This is a genomic window from Streptomyces sp. RLA131, assembly GCF_056270125.1.
On record NZ_JBWDOQ010000002.1, the window covers coordinates 4,803,027 to 4,820,982 of the forward strand.

The following is a 17,956-nucleotide window of genomic DNA, read 5'->3' on the forward strand; positions in this document are numbered from 1 at the left end:
CGAGGTTCTGATGCGCATCGAAACGAGGATCGCCGAGCAGACCTTCCGCCGGGGCGACCCCGGGTACGCGGAGACCTGGGCGGAGATGCTCTGGAACGGCCTCAAGCCGGAGCGCTTCCCCGACGTCATCGTGCGCGCCGCCTCGCAGGCCGACGTGGTGGCGGCCGTCAGAACGGCCCGCTCCGTCGGCCTGCGCGTCGCCGTACGGGCCGGCGGCCACAGCTGGTGCGGCTCCCCGCTGCGCGACGGCGGCATGCTCATCGACGTGTCCGGGCTCCGCGGCTGCTCCGTCGACCCGTCCTCCGCGACGGCCACCGTCCAGCCCGGTTTCACCGGCCGCGCCCTGGTCCGCGAACTGGCCCCGTACGAGCTGGCGTTCCCTGCCGGGCACTGCGGGTCGGTGGCCCTGGGCGGATACCTCCTCAGCGGCGGACTCGGCTGGAACTCCCCGGCGTTGGGGCCGGCCTGCGTCAGCGTCCAGCAGATCGAGGCCGTGACCGCCGACGGCGACGTCGTCACCTGCGACACCCAGCAGAACCCCGACCTCTTCTGGGCCGCGCGCGGCGCGGGCCCGGGCTTCTTCGCCGTCGTCACCGCCTTCCGCCTCGGCCTCCACCGCCGTCCCGCGGGCATCCTGTCGACCACCTGGACCTTTCCGCTGAACGAACTGGGCCCGGTCGTCGACTGGGCCACCGAGGCCGCGGCCGACCTCCCCCCGGCCGTCGAACTCTCCTACCTGCTGGCCACCGCGCCGCCCGACGCGCAGACGCACACGGCCGCCCCGCGCGCACCGCGGCCCAAGGCCGTCACCGTCGCCGCCACCGCCTTCTGCGGCACCCCCGAGGAGGCGGCCCGCGCCCTGCGCCCCCTGCACGACTGCCCCCTCGCCGACCGCGCCCTCTCGCACGGGACCGACCTGCCCACCTCGTACGAGGACCTCTACGAGCTCTCCGGCCCGCTCTGGCCCGCCGAACACCACTGCGCCGCCGACACCCTGTGGTCCGACGCCGACTACGCCACCCTCCTCCCGCCCCTCGCCGACGCCGTCGCCCACGCCCCCTCGGACAAGTCCCTCGTCCTCGCCCCCGTCACCCCCGTCTCACCCACCGAGGCCGGCGCGCACGACATCGCCTTCTCCGTACTCGGGACCAGCTATGCCGTCCCCTACGCGATCTGGGACGACCCGGCCGCGGACGCCGCCAACACCGGCTGGCTACGGGACACCATGCATGCCGTCGCCCCCCTCGGCACCGGCCACTACATAGCCGAGGCCGACCTCACCGCCGACCCCTCCCGCGCCCGCGGCTCCTTCACCCCGGCCGACTGGCAGCGCCTGGCCGACCTGAAGGCCCGGTACGACCCGGAGAACGTCTTCCACACCTACCTGACCCCCGAGTAGAGCCGGCCCGGCAGGGCAGCCAGGTCCGGCCCGGACCAGGCACCTGCGCCCGGCCGCGGGTCAGCGCCCCGCCACACGCCTCGACGCCCTGCGTCCACGGAGGGGGAGCTGAGATGCTGGAATCCTCGTGTCGAGAGGGGCCGGACGCATGCAGTGGGAGATCCATCCGAGCGGCCGGCGCGGACCCTCGACAGGGAGGACGGGTACGTCAAGCTCCGGCGCGGGGTGGACCAGCAGCATGCTGCTGGCAGCGCCCGTGCCGGCATCGTAGAGGCGCACTCCCATGCCGCCGGTTCCCTGCCTGAGCAGAGGTTTCGGCACGGTGCGTGGCGACCCTCGATCAATGATGAGCCTACGTATAATAGACGTGGTTATCATTGAACTCGGAGGTACGTGGTGGGCAAGCCGGCTGGGATGTTCGATCGGGACTTCGAGTGGTCGGAGCTGGTCCGGTTCGCCTCGTACTCGGGTTCTGAGGCGACACTCGGGGTGGTGTCGGGGCGTCGGAGGCAGGGGAAGACGTTCCTGCTCGACGGATTGTGCCGGGCGGAGGGAGGCTTCTTCTTCGCCGCGAGCGAGGCTACCGAGGCTGAGTCGTTGCGCCAGTTCGGGGCGGCCCTCGCCCGGTTCCAGGAGCGGCGGGCGCCCTTCAGGTTCGCGCACTGGGAGGAGGCGGTCGAGGTCCTGATGTCGCTGGCCGCCCCGGGCGGGCGGCCGTTGGTGGTGGTGCTGGACGAGTTTCCGTTCCTGGCGAAGGCGTCACCTGAGTTGCCGTCTCTGTTGCAGCGGGCACTGGGGCCGCAGGCACGTCGCGAAGTCGGGCCGGTGCGGCTGCTGTTGTGCGGGTCGGCGCTGTCGTTCATGGGGAGTCTGCTTTCGGGTACGGCGCCGCTGCGTGGCCGTGCCAGCCTGGAGTTGGTGGTGCCTACCCTGGATTTCCGCTTGGCCGCTCAGTTCTGGGGCCTGACCGACCGCCGCCTGGCGTTGTTGGTCAACTCCGTGGTCGGGGGTACCCCTGCTTATGGGCGTGAGTTCGTCCTCGGGGACGCGCCCGTCGACCTGGACGACTTCGGCCCCTGGGTGCTGCGGAACGTCCTGAACCCCGGTCGTCCTCTGTTCCGGGAGGCCCGCTTTCTGCTCGCGGAGGAACCGGATCTGCGCGACACCGCTCTGTACCACGGGGTGCTGGCCGCCATCGCCCAGGGCAACCACACCCGCGGCGGCATCGCGGGCTACCTGGAGCGCAAGTCCACCGACCTGGGGCACGCGCTCACCGTGCTGGAGGACACGGGCATGATCGTTCGTGAGCCCGACGCCTTCCACGGCAAACGCTCCGCCTATCGCATCGCCGAGCCGATCCTGACCTTCTACCACGCCCTGATGCGCCCCGAGTGGAGCGACCTGGAGCGCCCTGGTCGGGCCCCCGCTGTGTGGGAACGGTCCCAGGTCACGTTCCGCAGCAAGGTCGTCGGCCCGCACTTCGAGCAGGTGTGCCGCACTTGGACTCGCTGGTACGCAGATCCCGGCACTCTCGGCGGTCACCGCAGTCGCGTGGAGTCCGGAACGGTTCCCGACCCGGCCGCAAAGACCAGCCACGAGCTCGACCTGGTGGTCTTCGGGCGGGATGAGGACGGCCGCGAATCCCTCCTGGCCATCGGCGAAGCCAAGTGGAACGACGTCATGGGGCTGGGGCACCTGCGCCGACTGGAGCACATCCGCACTCTGCTGCGTGCGCGCAACGGTGTGCAGGCCGCCGATACCCGCCTGCTCTGCTTCAGCGGAGCGGGCTTCACCGACGAACTCCGCGCCCTCGCCGAACACACCCCTGTTATCCAACTTATTGATCTGGAGCGGCTCTACGACGGGGAATGAGCATCGCACCGGCGGTTTGTGCATGCCCGACAAGGTGAGATCCTCCAAGATGAAGAAGAAGTCGTGATGCGGGAGACCGCGATCCCGGAAACCGAGCACCAGGAACGCGCCTCACGCGGACTCCTGCCGGGTCCTTCGTCCTCCCAGAAGACGCGCCATCCGCCTCCGGGAATTACAGCGACGATCTGGTCTGCCCGCTCCAAGTGAGAGAAGTCCACATGATCCGTGACCCGACGCATTGCGCCGCGCCGGGGGTCGACTACCAACGCCTCACCGGTCGTCGGGTCCCACGCCTCCACTTCCGCTGCTTGCAACGCCAGGTCCAGCGCAGATCCTGGACTCGGCAGCGCACTCCCGTATTTCCGCGCTCCACATCGCGTCGGCGTGAAGTCCGGTAGCAGGGGTTGGCGGTGTCGGTCAGAAGCTCGCGGCACGTTCATCGAGCTCATCCGCTTCCGGCAGGCTTTTGACGCGGCTGAGGCGGGCGCGCATGTCCTGTACGGCGTCCTGGACCTTTACGGACCGGACGCCGTCGGCGCAGTCGAGGAATTCGTTCCAGGAGGCGATTGCGGCGCTGGCGTCGTCACGTCGCAGGTGGACCTGTCCGAGGTCGGCGAGCACGATCGCGCGGGTGCGGCGGCGGTCCAGGCCGTGGATGTCCAGGGCGTGGTGGAGATGTTCCTCGGCGGCGTCGAGGTCGCCGAGGCCGGCGAGGATCATGCCGGATTCGTGGGCCCAGCGTCCTGGGCTGTAGTGGGCTGCCCAGGACTCGCCCGGCGCGGACGGGGTGCGTTCGATGGCCGTTTGTGAGAGGGCGAGGTGGCGGGTGGCGGTGCGCCGGTCGCCGTCGAGGGCGGCGGCGTTGGCGAGGGTGGCGTTGTAGTAGGCGATGGCGCGTGGGTGGTTGAGGTGGCGGGCGAAGCGTACGCATTCCTCGGCGATGCGGACCGCTGCGGCTCGGTAGCCGAGGTCGATTGCCTGGACGGCCATGCCGCGCAGGGCGGTGGCGGACAGTTCGGCGTCTCCGGCTTCGGCGGCCAGGCGGTAGGAGTGGGCGTAGTACTGCTGGGCCATGCCCTGGTTGCCCTCGTCCTGGGCCATCCAGCCGGCGAGGTGGACGAGCTGAGAGGTGGCGGCGAACAGTCCTCGCCCGGTGGCTTCTGTGTAGTTGCCGCTCAGCCAGGGGGCTACGTCGTCGGTGAGGTAGCGGACGGCAAGATAGCGTGCGTGGCCGCCGCCGAGTTCTGAGGCGGCGTCGCCGAGCACCTTGGCCATGTGCCGTACGGCCGCGACCTCGCCCGTACCGACTCTCACCGCCCCTGCGGCGGCCGTGCGGGTGCGGCGGGTGATGCTGTCCAAGTCGGGGAGCGCCAAGGCGGTGAGCGCGTAGGCGCTGGAGGCTGCAAGGAACTGCCGACGCTCCACGTCGCTCCTTCCCAACTGGATGACTGAGATCACGGTATCTCCGGGCGCGTAGGTGCCGTTGCCCCGATCCTCGTCTGCCGGTGCGGACAGCGGCCCTTCCATTTTGAGGACCTGTTTCAGCCACGGCATCCAGTAATCAGGCACCCGGGTGCCGCGCTCCCAGCGATAGACCGATCCACGGTCCAGGCCGCGCGGGCCGCGTCCTTCGGCCACGCCCAGTTCGCGGGCAAGCCGTTGCTGGCTCCATCCCAGAGCGGTACGTGAGGCCTTGATGGTCGCGCCGACGCTTCCGTTGTCCGTCACGATGCCCACCTCCTGGCTGGCCTACGCGGGCCTACATGTGGTCTACAGCCTGGCAGCTCCTCATCGTCCGTGCCCGGTAGTTGACTCGGAGTCGCCGTCCAGGGCGACGAGTTCGCGACATGCTCGCTCGCTTCTTCGCAGAGGCAGGAACCGGTCGAATGACGATGTTGCAAGACGGGGTGGATGACGGGAGTCCGCTCGGATCCGACAAGCGCTCCTTCGCTCCCTACCCGACCGCCGTGGCTGAGGCCCGGCGCTTCGCGACGGACACTGCGGCTCGGTGGGGCATCACGCAGCGGGCCGGCGACATCCGGCTGTGCGTCAGCGAACTGGGCACCAACGCCATCGTGCATGCGGCTGCCCCAAAGAGCGGCTTCACCCTTCGAATTCTCGCGTGGACCCAGCGCCTGCGTGTGGAGGTGGAAGACCAAGGTGGTGGGCTTCCGGTACAGCGGACGGCACGGTTCGAGGACACCTCTGGTCGCGGTCTGCTCCTGGTCGACGTGCTCTCTGATGACTGGGGTGTCGTTGAGGGACCACGTGGCAAGACCGTGTGGTGCGACTTCATGCTCAAGCCTGATGCCGGCTGGACCGCGGGGGCGGTCGCATGCTGACCGGACCGTCGCGGCAGGACACGTACGTCTCCCTCGGTCTGCTGGCATCGCTGAGTGCGTTCACCTGGATCGGTCGCGATCCAGCAGACGCTCCGGTGGGGATGGTTCTCGTTGCGCATGCTCCGGTGCGCGGTGCGGAAGGCACTGGCCGGAACGTGGAGCAGCGCATGCGGGCCTTCGCCGCTGGGCTCGGTATGGGCAACTCCGACGAGGCCGTGCCCGACCTGGGGCCATGCCTGTCCGTCCATCCGGGCTCGCTGGTGGTGCTCCGGCCGCAAGAGGCCCGCTATGGGCTCCGTCTTCCCGCTCATCCCCGGTGGGTCCGGTCGCTGCTGTCGCGGCCGGACGTGGCGGTGCTCGTCGGCCTCGATCTGCTCGCCCGGACCAGCAGCATGTCCGACGTTGACGGCTATCTCGACCGGGGGCTGGAGGCCGGCCGCCTTTTCTTCGGAACCGCCAGTGTCGAGCGACACCCACACCGTCCTGGTCTCTAGGAGCCATCGTGCATGAAGTCATTGCCAGCCCGTTCCTGGACAGTCACCTCGTCCTCCGGCCCGGCAGCCCGTCAGGGCTGAAGGTCCCCTTCAACAAGTACAAGGAGCTTGAGAGCACGGCCGAGAACGATGAGGCGTGCCCTGCTTGGCTTGTCGAGCACGTCCATCGGGCCTGGGGAGTCGACCTCGCGGGGCGCCCGGTATCGGGGACAGTGCTGATCCGTACGCCCTCCCCGCACGGGTACGGCCGCGCCTCCTACGAGATCAACAAGGGCTGCAACTTCGCCTGCGAGCACTGCTATCTCGGGCTGAAGGAATTCCAGGGCCTGGCCTGGGAGGACAAGGTCCGGCTGCTGCACGTCCTGCGTGACGCGGGTGTGCTGTGGCTTCAGCTCACGGGCGGCGAGCCGATGATCGACCAGCACTTCGCCGACACCTACGCCCTCGCGTACGAGCTGGGCATCATGATCGAGGTCCTGACCAACGGCTCCCGCCTCGCACGCCCGCAGATGCTCGACCTCTTCTCGGGACTGCGGCCGAGCAAGGTCACGGTATCCATCTACGGCGCGACCGCCGACAGCGTCGACGCCCTCACCCAGCGAAAGGGTGCGTTTCGGATGGTGCAGAGGGGCCTGGCCGCAGCTCACGAGGCGGGCATCCCGTTGGAACTGGCACTGATCATCACGAAGCACAACGCTCACGAGACCAACCAGATGCGCGCCATGGCCGAGCGCTTCGGCGCGCGCACCAAGGAGTACGCCAACATCTCGCCCACCTACTTCGGCACCGGCGAGACCCTGGCCGCGCAGGCTCCCGGCTACCTCAACAAGGGTGAGATCTTCAGTGGCTGTCCAGCCGGCCACACGTTCTTCCACGTCGACCCGCTCGGCATGGCCAGCATCTGCAAGGTCGGCCGCGACCGGCAGATCCCGCTCATGACCGAAGGAGTCCAAGGCCTCGCCCGACTGGGCGACATCGCCGACTCCCTCATGCTTCGCACCGGTGGCTGCTCCGGCTGCCAGCTGTCCGGCACCTGCCGGGTCTGCAGGCCGCTGGCGAAGGCCTACCAGGAGGCGGAGGCACCACTCGCGAGTTACTGCCAGCACACAGAGACAAGGAGCTGACCATGACGGCTGTTCTGGTAGAGATCGCACCGATCCGGCCTGCCGAGACGGACGAGGAGGTCGTCCTTCTGGACGACCTGGAGTCATTCGGCGAGCTGGCGCTGCCCGGCTGCGGCGACGACAACCCGTACCAGTAACCGACCACGGCGGGGGCCCTCTGGCGTTGCCGGCGGCAGAGGGCCCCTGCGTCCCTCCGCTTCTGAGAGTCTGCTGCCATGGCAACGACACTGGTCTCCTTCGACGACCTGCCCGAGCCCGTCCGCGCCGCCGTCGAAGCCCAAGCGGGCTCGATCCTCAAGGCGGAGACCGTTTCCGCCGGGCTGAACAGCGCGCTGTCCGCACGCGTGCACACCGCTACCGGCACCTTCTTCCTCAAGGGCCTACGCAGCGACCACCGTTGGGTATGGACGCAACAGCGGGAAGCCGACATCAATTCGTACGTCGTCCCGCTCGCCCCGCGCCTGCTGTGGCACTTCGATACCGGTGGCTGGAACGTCCTTGGCTTCGAGGCCGTTGAAGGCCACCACGCCGACTACGCTCCCGATTCCCCAGACCTGCCCGAGGTCGCCCGCGCCCTGCGGCAGCTCGCGGACATTCCGTGCCCGGACATCCCCCTGCGTCTCGCTGAACAACGACTTGCTTCATACGTTGACGACCCGGCCGTACTGGAGTACTTCGCGGGTGACAGCCTGCTGCACACGGATCTGAACAACCACAATCTGCTGGTCGCGGATTGTGCGCACATCGTCGACTGGGGCTGGGCCACGCGCGGGGCGGCCTGGCTCGACGCGGCCTACTGGGTCGTCTGGCTCATTGCAGCAGGTGGTCATGCCCCGGGCCATGCTGAGACTTGGGCGGCTCAGATTCCTGCTTGGAGCACAGCCAGTCCATTGGCCGTGGACGCCTTCGCCGAGGCAAACGCACGCGTCTGGGAAGAGATCGCAGGCGTAGACCCCGACACCTGGACCAGCAACATGCTCGCCGCAGCAAAACAGTGGAGGGCCTTCCGGATCGGACGTGTCAATAACGAGCAAGAGCGAGGTGCTGACCAACGGGGGTAACCAGCGGGAAGTATCACAGGATTAGACAAGCTGGGTTACGGCCCCGGTTATGGTTGAAGACGCTCGATTTCTCTACTGAAAGCCCCCATGACTTCGTCATTTGTGATCAATATGAGTGTAAGAGAAAATGTGACGGGCTGAGGGTTTGGTTGCACCAAGATTACTGGGACGCCTTCGATTATTCTGATAGGCTCTCTTCATGCTCGAAGGGAAAACAGTTTCTCGAATATCGCCTGCCCAGTCGAGAAGGTCTTCGTAGCTCGTCACGATCCGATCTGCAAAGTGCTCGATAATCTCTGGGTTTCCGGGCTCTCCGGGTAGTCCAAACGCTTCGATCTGCGCGTGTTCATCGAATACTAACATCGCCCCGTTGGCGACCCCGATGGCGTCACTCCAGATTTCCTGGAGGTAGGTGATCGCCGAATCGAGGTCCAGGTATCTCCCAGTTCTTCGCCGTATCCCATTTGGTAGTCGCGCCACTTGGGCTCCAGGCGTTCTTTGTAAACCGCAGATACGGATCGTGAAGAACAAGCTGGTCTTCGCCCTACCCAAGGGCAACCGGATCCGGTCCGTGCCGATGTCACCCGGCGTCGCCAAGGAGCTGAGGGCCCACATCAAGGAGTTCCCGCCCGTGGCGATCACCCTGCCCTGGGGGACGGCGGACAGAGAGCCGCGTACCGCAGTGTCTTCAGCCAGGGTGACCGGAAAGGAGCGCTCGTCGCGGCCGGGGTGATCCCGCCCCGTACCTCCGGCTCGCAGTACTTCGCTGCCGCGCCCGACGACGGGACGCACGCGCTCCGGCACGCGTACGCCTCGGTGCTGCTGGACGCCGGGGAGACGGTCAAGGCGCTCGCCGGGTACGTGGGCCACTCCGGCCCCGGCTTCACGCTGCGGACGTACACCCACGTCATGCCCGCGAGCGCCGCCCGGACCCGTCGGGCCATCGATCAAGCCCTTGCCCTGACGGGTGCGGAGGGAGCTTCCCGGGCCGTGTGCCCGCAATGTGCCCCGGCGGCCTGAAGCGGGCCCTCCCGGGCTGCCGCTTGGACGGCCCCCTAAACGATCAACTCAGACGAACCCACAGGTCACGGCCAGACCAGGCAGTACAGCTGGTGGCCGGACTCGTGGCAGCGCTGGGCGAAGTCCTGCCATTCGTGGAGCATCTCGTAGATCACGAAGGCGTCCCGGGGGCCGCGGCGGTCGGGGACCGTGGACCAGATGAAGGCGGCGGCGCCGAGGGACTCCTCGTCGGCCTTGCGGAGGGGCTCGACGACGGATATCGGCAGCTTGACGACGGCGTAGTCGGGATGCAGCACGACCAGTTCGAGGGGCGGGACCTTCGCCGGGGGTATGCCTTCGATGCCGGTGAGGACCATCGCGGCCATGGTCTCCGGCTTGACCTTGGTGTACATGCCCTGGCCGAGCTCGTCGCCGCCCAGTTCCTCGGGGCGCATCGATATGGGGACGCGCGCGGCCGTCGCTCCGTCCGGCGCACCGAAGTACTTGTAGGTCACCCCCACTCGGCCACCCCTGCTCCCACTCTGTGCTGCGGCTTGTTCGCGATCGGCTGACGGCCGGCGACGGCGGCCGGTGGGGCGGGCAGGTTCGGGCTCGTCGTTCGCACCTTCGCCCAGCTCGTCACCGCGCTGCATGTCACTACCCGACCATTCGCAGACCCAACCGCGCAACCCGATCATCGTCTCAGATGCACGGTCGAGACCTGACCGCGCCCGCTCACAGCCTCCAGCGTTTGAGAGCATGTGCTTGTGAGCTATCCGTACGCATACGAAGCGCCAGTTTCTCAGACCCTGTTCGACCGAGCTGCGGCTGTCACCCCGGGAGGCGTGAACTCGCCGGTCCGGGCGTTCAGGGCGGTGGGCGGTACGCCCCGGTTCATGGTGTCCGGTACCGGTCCGTACCTGACGGATGCGGACGGACGGGAGTATGTCGATCTTGTCTGCTCGTGGGGACCGATGATCCTCGGCCACGCGCACCCCGAGGTGATCGGGGCCGTGCAGGCGGCGGTCGCTCGCGGTACGTCCTTCGGGACGCCGGGTGAGGGCGAGGTGGAGCTGGCCGAGGAGATCGTGGCCAGGGTCGCGCCGGTGGAGCAGGTGCGGCTGGTGTCGTCGGGGACCGAGGCGACGATGTCGGCGATCCGGCTGGCGCGCGGCTTCACGGGCCGGGCGAAGGTGGTCAAGTTCGCGGGGTGCTACCACGGTCATGTGGACGCGCTGCTGGCCGCCGCGGGTTCCGGGGTTGCCACGTTCGGGTTGCCGGACTCCCCGGGGGTGACGGGGGCGCAGGCGGGCGACACGGTCGTACTGCCGTACAACGACCTCGAAGCCGTCCGGGCGGCCTTCGCCGCGCACCCCGGCGAGATCGCCTGTGTGATCACCGAGGCGTCGCCGGGGAACATGGGCGTGGTGCCGCCGCTGCCCGGGTTCAACGCCGGGCTGGCGCAGCTGTGCCGCGACAACGGCGCGCTGTACATCTCCGACGAGGTCATGACCGGTTTCCGGGTGTCCAGGGCGGGCTGGTACGGGATCGACGGGGTCCGCCCGGACCTCATGACCTTCGGCAAGGTGATGGGCGGCGGGTTCCCGGCCGCGGCCTTCGGCGGCCGGGCCGACGTGATGGGGCACCTGGCCCCCGCCGGGCCGGTCTACCAGGCGGGCACGCTGTCCGGTAACCCGGTGGCGACGGCCGCCGGCCTGGCGCAGCTGCGGCTGCTCGACGACGCGGTGTACGCGACCGTGGACCGGGTCGCCGCGGAGGTGTCGGGGCTGGTGAGCGAGGCGCTGAGCAAGGAGGGCGTGGCGCACCGGCTGCAGACGGCCGGGAACATGTTCTCGGTCTTCTTCACCGAGGGCGCGGTCACCGACTACGACCAGGCCCGGGGCCAGGAGGCCTTCCGGTTCAACGGTTTCTTCCACTCGATGCTGGCGCAGGGCGTGTATCTGCCGCCGTCGGCCTTCGAGTCCTGGTTCGTGTCGTCGGCGCACGACACCGCCGCGGTGGAGCGCATCGCTGCGGCGCTGCCCGCCGCGGCCCGAGCTGCCGCGGAGGCATCGGTATGAGTGAGATCACCGTCGTCCACCTGATGCGTCACGGCGAGGTCGAGAACCCGTCCGGCGTGCTGTACGGACGTCTGTCCGGCTACCACCTGTCCGACCTGGGCCGGAAGATGGCCGACCGGGTCGCGGAGCATCTGGCCGGCCGGGACATCACGCGGGTCGTGGCGTCGCCGCTGGAGCGGGCGCAGGAGACGGCGGCGCCGATCGCGGCCGTCCTGGGCCTGGAGACGGCGACCGACGAGCGGCTGATCGAGGCGGAGAACGTCTTCCAGGGCAAGACCTTCGGCGTCGGCGACGGTGCTCTGAAGAACCCGGGCAACTGGAAGCACCTGGTCAACCCGTTCAAGCCGAGCTGGGGTGAGCCGTACGTCGAGCAGGTCGTGCGGATGAAGGGCGCCCTGGACGCGGCCAGGGACGCGGCGCGCGGGCACGAGGCGGTGTGCGTGAGCCATCAGCTGCCGATCTGGATCGTCCGCAGCTTCGTGGAGCGGCGGCGGCTGTGGCACGACCCGCGCAAGCGGCAGTGCACCCTGGCCTCGCTCACCTCGTTCACGTACGAGGACGACCGGATCGTGGCGGTCGGCTACAGCGAGCCGGCCCGCGACCTGGTGCCGGCGCATCTCCTCGCGGGGGCGAAGCCGGTCAAGGGCGGCTCGAAGGGCTTCGGGGCGTAGCTCTGCCCGGCCCCGGCACCCGGCCCGGCCCCGCCCTCCCCGGCACCCGGCCCCGCCCCCGGCACCCGGCCCCGCCCCCGGCAATCGGCCCCGCCCCGCCCCGGCCCCGCCTCGTCCTGTCCGGGGCTGATCCGTATGCGTGAATCCGGCCCATTGGGCAGGAACCTCCGTGTTTGTCACGGCATCTAATCAGTTGTTCATATTTTATGGACGGCAGAGAAGGGCAGTGGTGAGCGAGCACGGACGGGGTGCGCATGCGCGACATCAGCCGACGAGGGATGGTGGGCCTGGCCGCGGCGGCGGCCGGGGCGGGTGGCGCGGCCGTCTTCGGTCTGACGAGAGGACCGGCGCGGCGCCCCGAGGGGCGTCCGGCGCCCGGACCGCACGAGCCGGCCGGGCCGCGGCCGCCGCACCGGCCGGGCCGCCCGCACCGTCCGCCCGTCCGGCTGATCGGCGACGGCTCGACCGCCGACACGGGCCCCCAGCCGCACCAGCCCCCGCCGCCCGAGCCGATGGAGCCGGGGGAGAAGCCGCCGCAGTTCGTGATCTTCTCCTGGGACGGGGCGGGGGAACTGGACACCGGGCTGTTCGCGCGCTTCCGTAAGCTGGCCGCCGATCACGGCGCGACGATGACCTTCTTCCTCTCCGGGATCTATCTGCTCCCCGAGTCCAGGCGGCACCACTACCGGCCGCCCCGCAACCCCGTCGGCGCCTCCGCGATCGGCTATCTCACCGACGACCACATCCGGGCCACCCTGCGACAGGTACGGCTGGCCTGGCTGGAGGGGCACGAGATCGGCACCCACTTCAACGGGCACTTCTGCGACGGCTCCGGCTCGGTCGGCCGCTGGTCTCCGCAGGACTGGCACAGCGAGATCGAGCAGGCGATCGGCTTCGTCGAGACCTGGCGCACCAGCACCGGCTTCCAGGACCTCGAACCGCTGCCGTTCGACTACCGCAGGGAGCTGACCGGCGCCCGCACCCCCTGTCTGCTCGGCCAGCGCAACCTGCTCCCGGTCGCCGCCCGGCTCGGCTGGCGGTACGACACCAGCTCGCCCGGCGGCACCCAGACCTGGCCGGACCGCACCCACGGGCTGTGGGACCTGCCGCTCCAGGCGCTGCCCTTCCCCGGGCGCGGCTTCGAGGTGCTGTCGATGGACTACAACATGCTGGCCAACCAGTCGGTGCGGGCCACCCGCAGTGACCCGCGCAACTACCCGGGCTGGGAACGGCAGGCGCGCGAGACGTATGTCTCCGGCTTCCGGCGGGCGTACGAGACCAACCGGGCACCGCTGTTCGTCGGCAACCACTTCGAGGAGTGGAACGGGGGGATCTACATGAACGCCGTCGAGGACGCGCTGAAGCTGATCGCGGATCACGACGACGTCCGGCTGGTGTCCTTCCGGCAGTTCGTGGACTGGCTGGACGCGCAGGATCCGGCGGTGCTGGCGAGGCTCCGTACGCTCCTGCCCGGGGAGGCGCCGGTGGAGGGGTGGGCTCGTTTCCTGGCGGCGGAGCGTCGGCAGAAACGTTCCTTCCGGCGGGTCTCCGCAGTGCGGTCGTGACGCCACGCTTATGTGGGGCGTTTGCCGCTTTCGGTAAAGGTGTCGGGGGTGCGTAAGATCGCCCGGCACCCCATGCGAAACTTTTCACATGAGTTCTCTCCGCAGTGCCGCCGTGCTCGCCGGAGCCGCCGCGCTCGCGCTGACGGCCACCGCGTGCTCGTCGAGCGCGAGCTCGTCCTCCTCCGGCAGCGGCACCAACTTCGTCAGCGGCACCGGTGAGATCACGGCCGTGAAGCAGGGTCACCGGCAGGCGGCACCCACGCTGAGCGGCAAGACCGTGGACGGCGACACGCTGGACGTGGCCGACTACCGGGGCAAGATCGTCGTCCTCAACATCTGGGGATCGTGGTGCTCGCCCTGCCGGGCCGAGGCCAAGAACCTCGTGACCGTCGCCGACGACACCAAGTCCAAGGGCGTCCAGTTCATCGGGATCAACACCCGTGACCTCCAGACCGCGCAGGCCAAGGCCTTCGAGAAGGAGTTCAAGGTCGGCTACCCGAGCCTGTACGACCCCGCGGGCAGGCTGCTGCTGCGTTTCCCGAAGGGCAGCCTCAACCCGCAGGCCATCCCCACCACGATCATTCTCGACCGCGAGGGCAAAATCGCGGTGCGCGCCCTGACCCCGCTCAGCGAGGCCAAACTGCGCAAGGCGCTCGCCCCCGTGATCGCGGAGAAGTGACGTGACAACCGGCGTGACCGCACTCGCCGCCGCCGGCGACGTCAACCACACCGTGCTCAGCGGCGCGCTGCTGGCCGCCGTGCCGATCGCGCTGCTCGGCGGGCTGGTCTCGTTCTTCTCGCCCTGCGTGCTGCCGCTCGTACCGGGCTACCTCTCGTACGTGACCGGGGTCACCGGCACCGACCTGGCCGAGGCCAAGCGCGGCCGGATGGTGGCCGGGGCCTCGCTGTTCGTCCTCGGCTTCACCGCCGTCTTCGTCTCCGGGGGCGCGCTGTTCGGCAACTTCGGCTGGACGCTGCAGGAGCACAAGGAGATCATCACCAAGGTCCTCGGCGCGCTCACCATCGTCATGGGCCTGGCCTTCATGGGCGTGGTCGGCGGTCTCACCCAGCGCGAGTTCCGGTTCCACCGGCGGCCCGCGATGGGCCTGGCCGGGGCCCCGCTGCTCGGTGTGCTCTTCGGCATCGGCTGGACACCCTGCATCGGCCCGACGCTCGGCGCCGTCAACACCCTGGCCTTCAGCGAGGCCAGCGCGGCGCGCGGGGCGCTGCTCACCTTCTTCTACTGCCTCGGTCTCGGCGTGCCGTTCATACTGGCCGCGGTCGCCTTCCGCCGCGCGCTCGGCGCGTTCGGCTGGGTCAAGCGTCACTATGTGTGGGTCATGCGGATCGGCGGCGGCATGCTGGTCGCCGTCGGTGTGCTGCTCCTCACGGGCGTTTGGGACCACATCGTGTACCAGATGCAGATCTGGTCTTCCGGCTTCACCCCAGGGATCTGATCCATGAGCACGACCGACGAGAAAGAGCTCGGCGCGGCCGGCGCGCAACTGTCCACCGCCCCTCAGGAGGAGGACGCGGGCACGGTCATGGCCGGTTCCTTCGGCGGCGTGCGCAAGCCGGGTTTCGGCGGCGCGGCCGCCTGGACCGGCCGCGAGGCCTGGGGCTGGCTGCGCTGGACGTGGCGGCAGCTGACCTCGATGCGCGTCGCGCTGATCCTGCTGTTCCTGGTGTCGCTCGCCGCGATCCCCGGCTCACTGATCCCGCAGACCAGCACCGACGCGGTCAAGGCGCAGGACTTCGCGGACGCGCACACCACCGCCGCGCCCGTCTACGAGAAGCTCGGCCTCTTCCACGTCTACAGCTCGCCCTGGTTCTCGGCGATCTACATCCTGCTCTTCATCTCCCTGGCCGGCTGCATCGTCCCGCGCAGCTGGCAGTTCGTCGGCCAGCTCCGCGCCAAGCCCCCGGCCGCGCCGCGCAACCTGACCCGGCTGCCCGCGTACGCCACCTGGCGCACCGCCGCCGAACCGGACGCGGTCCTGGCCGACGCGAACAAGGTGCTGCGCAAGCGGCGGTTCCGCACGACGGCCGGCGGTTCCGCCGTCGCCTCGGAGAAGGGCTTCCTGCGCGAGGCGGGAAACCTGCTCTTCCACATCGCGCTCTTCGGACTGCTGATCTCCTTCGCGGTCGGCCAGTTGTGGAAGGGCGAGGGCAGCAAGCTGGTCGTCGAGGGCGACGCGTTCACCAACACCGCCACCTCGTACGACGACTTCACCCCCGGCTCCTTCTACGGCACCGACGACCTCAACGCCTTCGGCTTCGACCTGGACAGCTTCACCGCCTCGTACGCCACCAGCGGCCCGGACATCGGCTCCGCACGCACCTTCCGCGCCAACATCCACTACTGGAAGGGCGCGGACGGCAAGATGCACAAGTCGTCGATCGAGGTGAACAAGCCACTGGAGATCGCCGGTTCGAAGGTCTACCTCAACGGGCACGGCTACGCCCCGGTCGTTACCGTCAAGGACGGCCAGGGGTCGGTGGTCTACAAGGGGGCCGTGGCCTTCCTGCCGACGGACTCCAACCTCACCTCCACCGGTGTGATCAAGGTCCCCGACGCCCGCGACAAGAACGGCGAGAAGGACCAGCTGGGCTTCAGCGGGCTGTTCACCCCGACCTACCAGATCGACACGGTCCAGGGCCCGCACTCCGGCTTCCCGGCGCTCGGCTACCCGGTGCTGGTGCTGACCGCGTACCACGGTGACCTCGGCGTCGACGCCGGGCTGCCGCAGAACGTCTACCAGCTCGACAAGTCCAAGATGAAGCAGTTCACCGACAGCAAGGGCAGCAAACTCGCCGCCAACCTGCTGCCCGGCGAGACCATGAAGCTGCCCGACGGCGCCGGCTCGATCACCTTCGACGGCGTCAAGACCTTCGCCCAGTTCCAGGTCACCCACCAACCCGCCACCGGCTGGGCGCTGGGCAGCGCCGTCGCCGCGATCCTCGGCCTGGCCGGCTCGCTGTTCATCCAGCGGCGCCGCATCTGGGTGCGCGCGGTGCGCGGCGAGGACGGCGTCACCGTCGTCGAGCTGGCCGGCCTCGGCCGCAGCGAGTCCGCCCGTATCGCCGACGAACTCGGCACCATGGTGGACGCCCTGCTGCCGACGGCCCCGGTGGCGCCCGAAGAGCCAGCAGAGCCAGCAGAGCCAGCAGAGCCAGCAGAATCCGCAGATCCCGCAGCGGAATCCCAGCCCGACGACGAAGGAGCCCGCGCGTGAGCATCGCTGCCGCGGCGGTCAACGAGAACGCCGCACACATCAGCAACTACCTGATCTACTCCGCGATGGCCGTCTACACGCTGGCGTTCCTCGCACACATCGCCGAGTGGACGTTCGGCAGCCGCAGCAAGGTCGCCGTCCAGTCGGCCGCGCTGGTGACCGGGGCGGTGGGAACGGGGGCGGGGGCCGCGAGGGCCGGTAGACCGGCCGTCACCGGCGCCTCGGCCAAGGGCGGCACCGCCACCCTCGACCGCCCCCAGGTCGTCACCCGCACCGCGGCGAGCGACCGCGGCATCCCCGACGGCCCCGGAGCGGCCGGCGAGGACGAGCAGGGCGACATGTACGGCCGGATCGCCATCTCCCTGACCGTGCTGGCCTGGGCGCTGCACGTCACCGGTGTCGTGGCCCGCGCCGTCTCCGTCCAGCGTGCCCCCTGGGGCAACATGTACGAGTTCTCGACCACCTTCGGCGCCACGGCGGTCACCGCGTACCTGCTCCTGCTCGTACTGCGCAAGAACGTCCGCTGGATCGGCCTCTTCCTGGTCACCGCCGTGCTGCTGGACCTCGGGCTGGCCGTGTCCGTGCTCTACACCGACAGCGACCAGCTGGTCCCGGCCCTGCACTCGTACTGGCTGTGGATCCACGTCTCGTGCGCGATCATCTCGGGCGCGTTCTTCTTCCTGGGCGCCACCGCGACCTTCCTGTACCTGTTCCGGGACCACTACGAGGTGGGCCTGGCCCAGGGCCGCAAGGACAAGGGCGCCTGGGCCGGCGCCATGTCCCGGCTGCCCTCCGCGGCCTCCCTCGACAAGTTCGCCTACCGGATCAACGCGGCCGTCTTCCCGCTGTGGACCTTCACCATCATCGCCGGCGCGATCTGGGCCGAGGCCGCCTGGGGCCGCTACTGGGGCTGGGACCCCAAGGAGACCTGGTCCTTCATCACCTGGGTCGTCTACGCCTGCTACCTGCACGCCCGCGCCACGGCCGGCTGGAAGGGCCGCAAGGCCGCCTACCTGGCCCTTCTCGCCTTCGCCTGCTTCATCTTCAACTACTACGGCGTGAACATCTTCATCACCGGCAAGCACTCCTACGCGGGCGTGTGAGCCTTCCCG

Annotated in this window: 16 protein-coding genes and 1 pseudogene; 15 read left to right on the forward strand and 2 right to left on the reverse strand. The window is 69.2% G+C overall.

Annotated features, from left to right (window positions below; translation table 11 throughout):
* Positions 1-10: 10 nt before the first annotated feature.
* The gene (locus RWE79_RS22765) at positions 11-1,399 is read left to right on the forward strand and encodes an FAD-binding oxidoreductase (protein WP_475941912.1); all 1,389 of its coding nucleotides are present in this window, start codon (positions 11-13) and stop codon (positions 1,397-1,399) included.
* 414 nt (positions 1,400-1,813) lie between these two features.
* Positions 1,814-3,271 carry an AAA family ATPase gene (locus tag RWE79_RS22770; RefSeq protein ID WP_475946024.1) on the forward strand — a complete coding sequence of 486 codons (1,458 nt, stop codon included), beginning with the start codon at positions 1,814-1,816 and terminating at the stop codon, positions 3,269-3,271.
* A gap of 417 nt (positions 3,272-3,688) precedes the next feature.
* On the opposite strand, the gene RWE79_RS22775 is transcribed toward RWE79_RS22770, so the two are convergent.
* On the reverse strand, positions 3,689-4,999 hold the full coding sequence (locus tag RWE79_RS22775; RefSeq protein WP_475941913.1) for a helix-turn-helix domain-containing protein: 1,311 nt from the start codon (positions 4,997-4,999) through the stop codon (positions 3,689-3,691).
* A 158-nt stretch (positions 5,000-5,157) separates the two neighbouring features.
* Here RWE79_RS22775 and RWE79_RS22780 point away from each other — a divergent pair, with 158 nt between their 5' ends.
* The 6 genes and pseudogenes from RWE79_RS22780 to RWE79_RS22805 all read left to right on the forward strand — a co-directional run.
* Complete coding sequence (locus RWE79_RS22780) at positions 5,158-5,613, forward strand: ATP-binding protein (protein WP_475941914.1); 456 nt, start codon at positions 5,158-5,160, stop codon at positions 5,611-5,613.
* Positions 5,607-6,107 carry a hypothetical protein gene (locus RWE79_RS22785; protein ID WP_475941915.1) on the forward strand — a complete coding sequence of 167 codons (501 nt, stop codon included), beginning with the start codon at positions 5,607-5,609 and terminating at the stop codon, positions 6,105-6,107. The genes RWE79_RS22780 and RWE79_RS22785 overlap by 7 nt, the downstream gene beginning before the upstream one ends.
* A gap of 8 nt (positions 6,108-6,115) precedes the next feature.
* Positions 6,116-7,231: a radical SAM protein gene (locus RWE79_RS22790; protein ID WP_475941916.1), complete on the forward strand. Its 1,116-nt coding sequence runs from the start codon at positions 6,116-6,118 to the stop codon at positions 7,229-7,231.
* Positions 7,232-7,233: 2 nt separating this feature from the next.
* Positions 7,234-7,368, forward strand: coding sequence for a hypothetical protein (locus RWE79_RS22795; RefSeq protein ID WP_475941917.1), 135 nt, complete (start codon positions 7,234-7,236; stop codon positions 7,366-7,368).
* A 78-nt stretch (positions 7,369-7,446) separates the two neighbouring features.
* The gene (locus tag RWE79_RS22800; RefSeq protein WP_475941918.1) at positions 7,447-8,292 is read left to right on the forward strand and encodes a protein kinase family protein; all 846 of its coding nucleotides are present in this window, start codon (positions 7,447-7,449) and stop codon (positions 8,290-8,292) included.
* Positions 8,293-8,800: 508 nt separating this feature from the next.
* Positions 8,801-9,312, forward strand: a pseudogene (locus RWE79_RS22805) (site-specific integrase); the annotation flags it as partial.
* Positions 9,313-9,377: 65 nt separating this feature from the next.
* Here RWE79_RS22805 and RWE79_RS22810 read toward each other — a convergent pair.
* A complete protein-coding gene (locus RWE79_RS22810) occupies positions 9,378-9,944 on the reverse strand; it encodes a hypothetical protein (protein WP_475941919.1) in 567 nt (188 codons plus the stop codon).
* Positions 9,945-10,058: 114 nt separating this feature from the next.
* On the opposite strand from RWE79_RS22810, the gene hemL reads away from it, so the two are divergent.
* The 7 genes from hemL (at position 10,059) to ccsB (ending at position 17,947) form a co-directional block, all read left to right on the forward strand.
* On the forward strand, positions 10,059-11,372 hold the full coding sequence (gene hemL / locus RWE79_RS22815) for a glutamate-1-semialdehyde 2,1-aminomutase (protein WP_475941920.1): 1,314 nt from the start codon (positions 10,059-10,061) through the stop codon (positions 11,370-11,372).
* On the forward strand, positions 11,369-12,043 hold the full coding sequence (locus RWE79_RS22820) for a histidine phosphatase family protein (RefSeq protein WP_475941921.1): 675 nt from the start codon (positions 11,369-11,371) through the stop codon (positions 12,041-12,043). The genes hemL and RWE79_RS22820 overlap by 4 nt, the downstream gene beginning before the upstream one ends.
* A gap of 254 nt (positions 12,044-12,297) precedes the next feature.
* Positions 12,298-13,608 (forward strand): polysaccharide deacetylase family protein, encoded by a 1,311-nt coding sequence (locus RWE79_RS22825; protein ID WP_475941922.1) that lies wholly within the window; start codon positions 12,298-12,300, stop codon positions 13,606-13,608.
* 88 nt (positions 13,609-13,696) lie between these two features.
* Positions 13,697-14,287 (forward strand): TlpA family protein disulfide reductase, encoded by a 591-nt coding sequence (locus RWE79_RS22830; RefSeq protein ID WP_475941923.1) that lies wholly within the window; start codon positions 13,697-13,699, stop codon positions 14,285-14,287.
* Between the two features lie 13 nt (positions 14,288-14,300).
* Complete coding sequence (locus RWE79_RS22835) at positions 14,301-15,065, forward strand: cytochrome c biogenesis CcdA family protein (protein ID WP_475946026.1); 765 nt, start codon at positions 14,301-14,303, stop codon at positions 15,063-15,065.
* Between the two features lie 3 nt (positions 15,066-15,068).
* Positions 15,069-16,844 carry a cytochrome c biogenesis protein ResB gene (gene resB / locus RWE79_RS22840; RefSeq protein ID WP_475941924.1) on the forward strand — a complete coding sequence of 592 codons (1,776 nt, stop codon included), beginning with the start codon at positions 15,069-15,071 and terminating at the stop codon, positions 16,842-16,844.
* Positions 16,841-17,947 (forward strand): c-type cytochrome biogenesis protein CcsB, encoded by a 1,107-nt coding sequence (gene ccsB / locus RWE79_RS22845; protein WP_475941925.1) that lies wholly within the window; start codon positions 16,841-16,843, stop codon positions 17,945-17,947. Before resB ends, ccsB begins: the two co-directional genes overlap by 4 nt.
* The last annotated feature ends 9 nt before the right edge of the window (positions 17,948-17,956 follow it).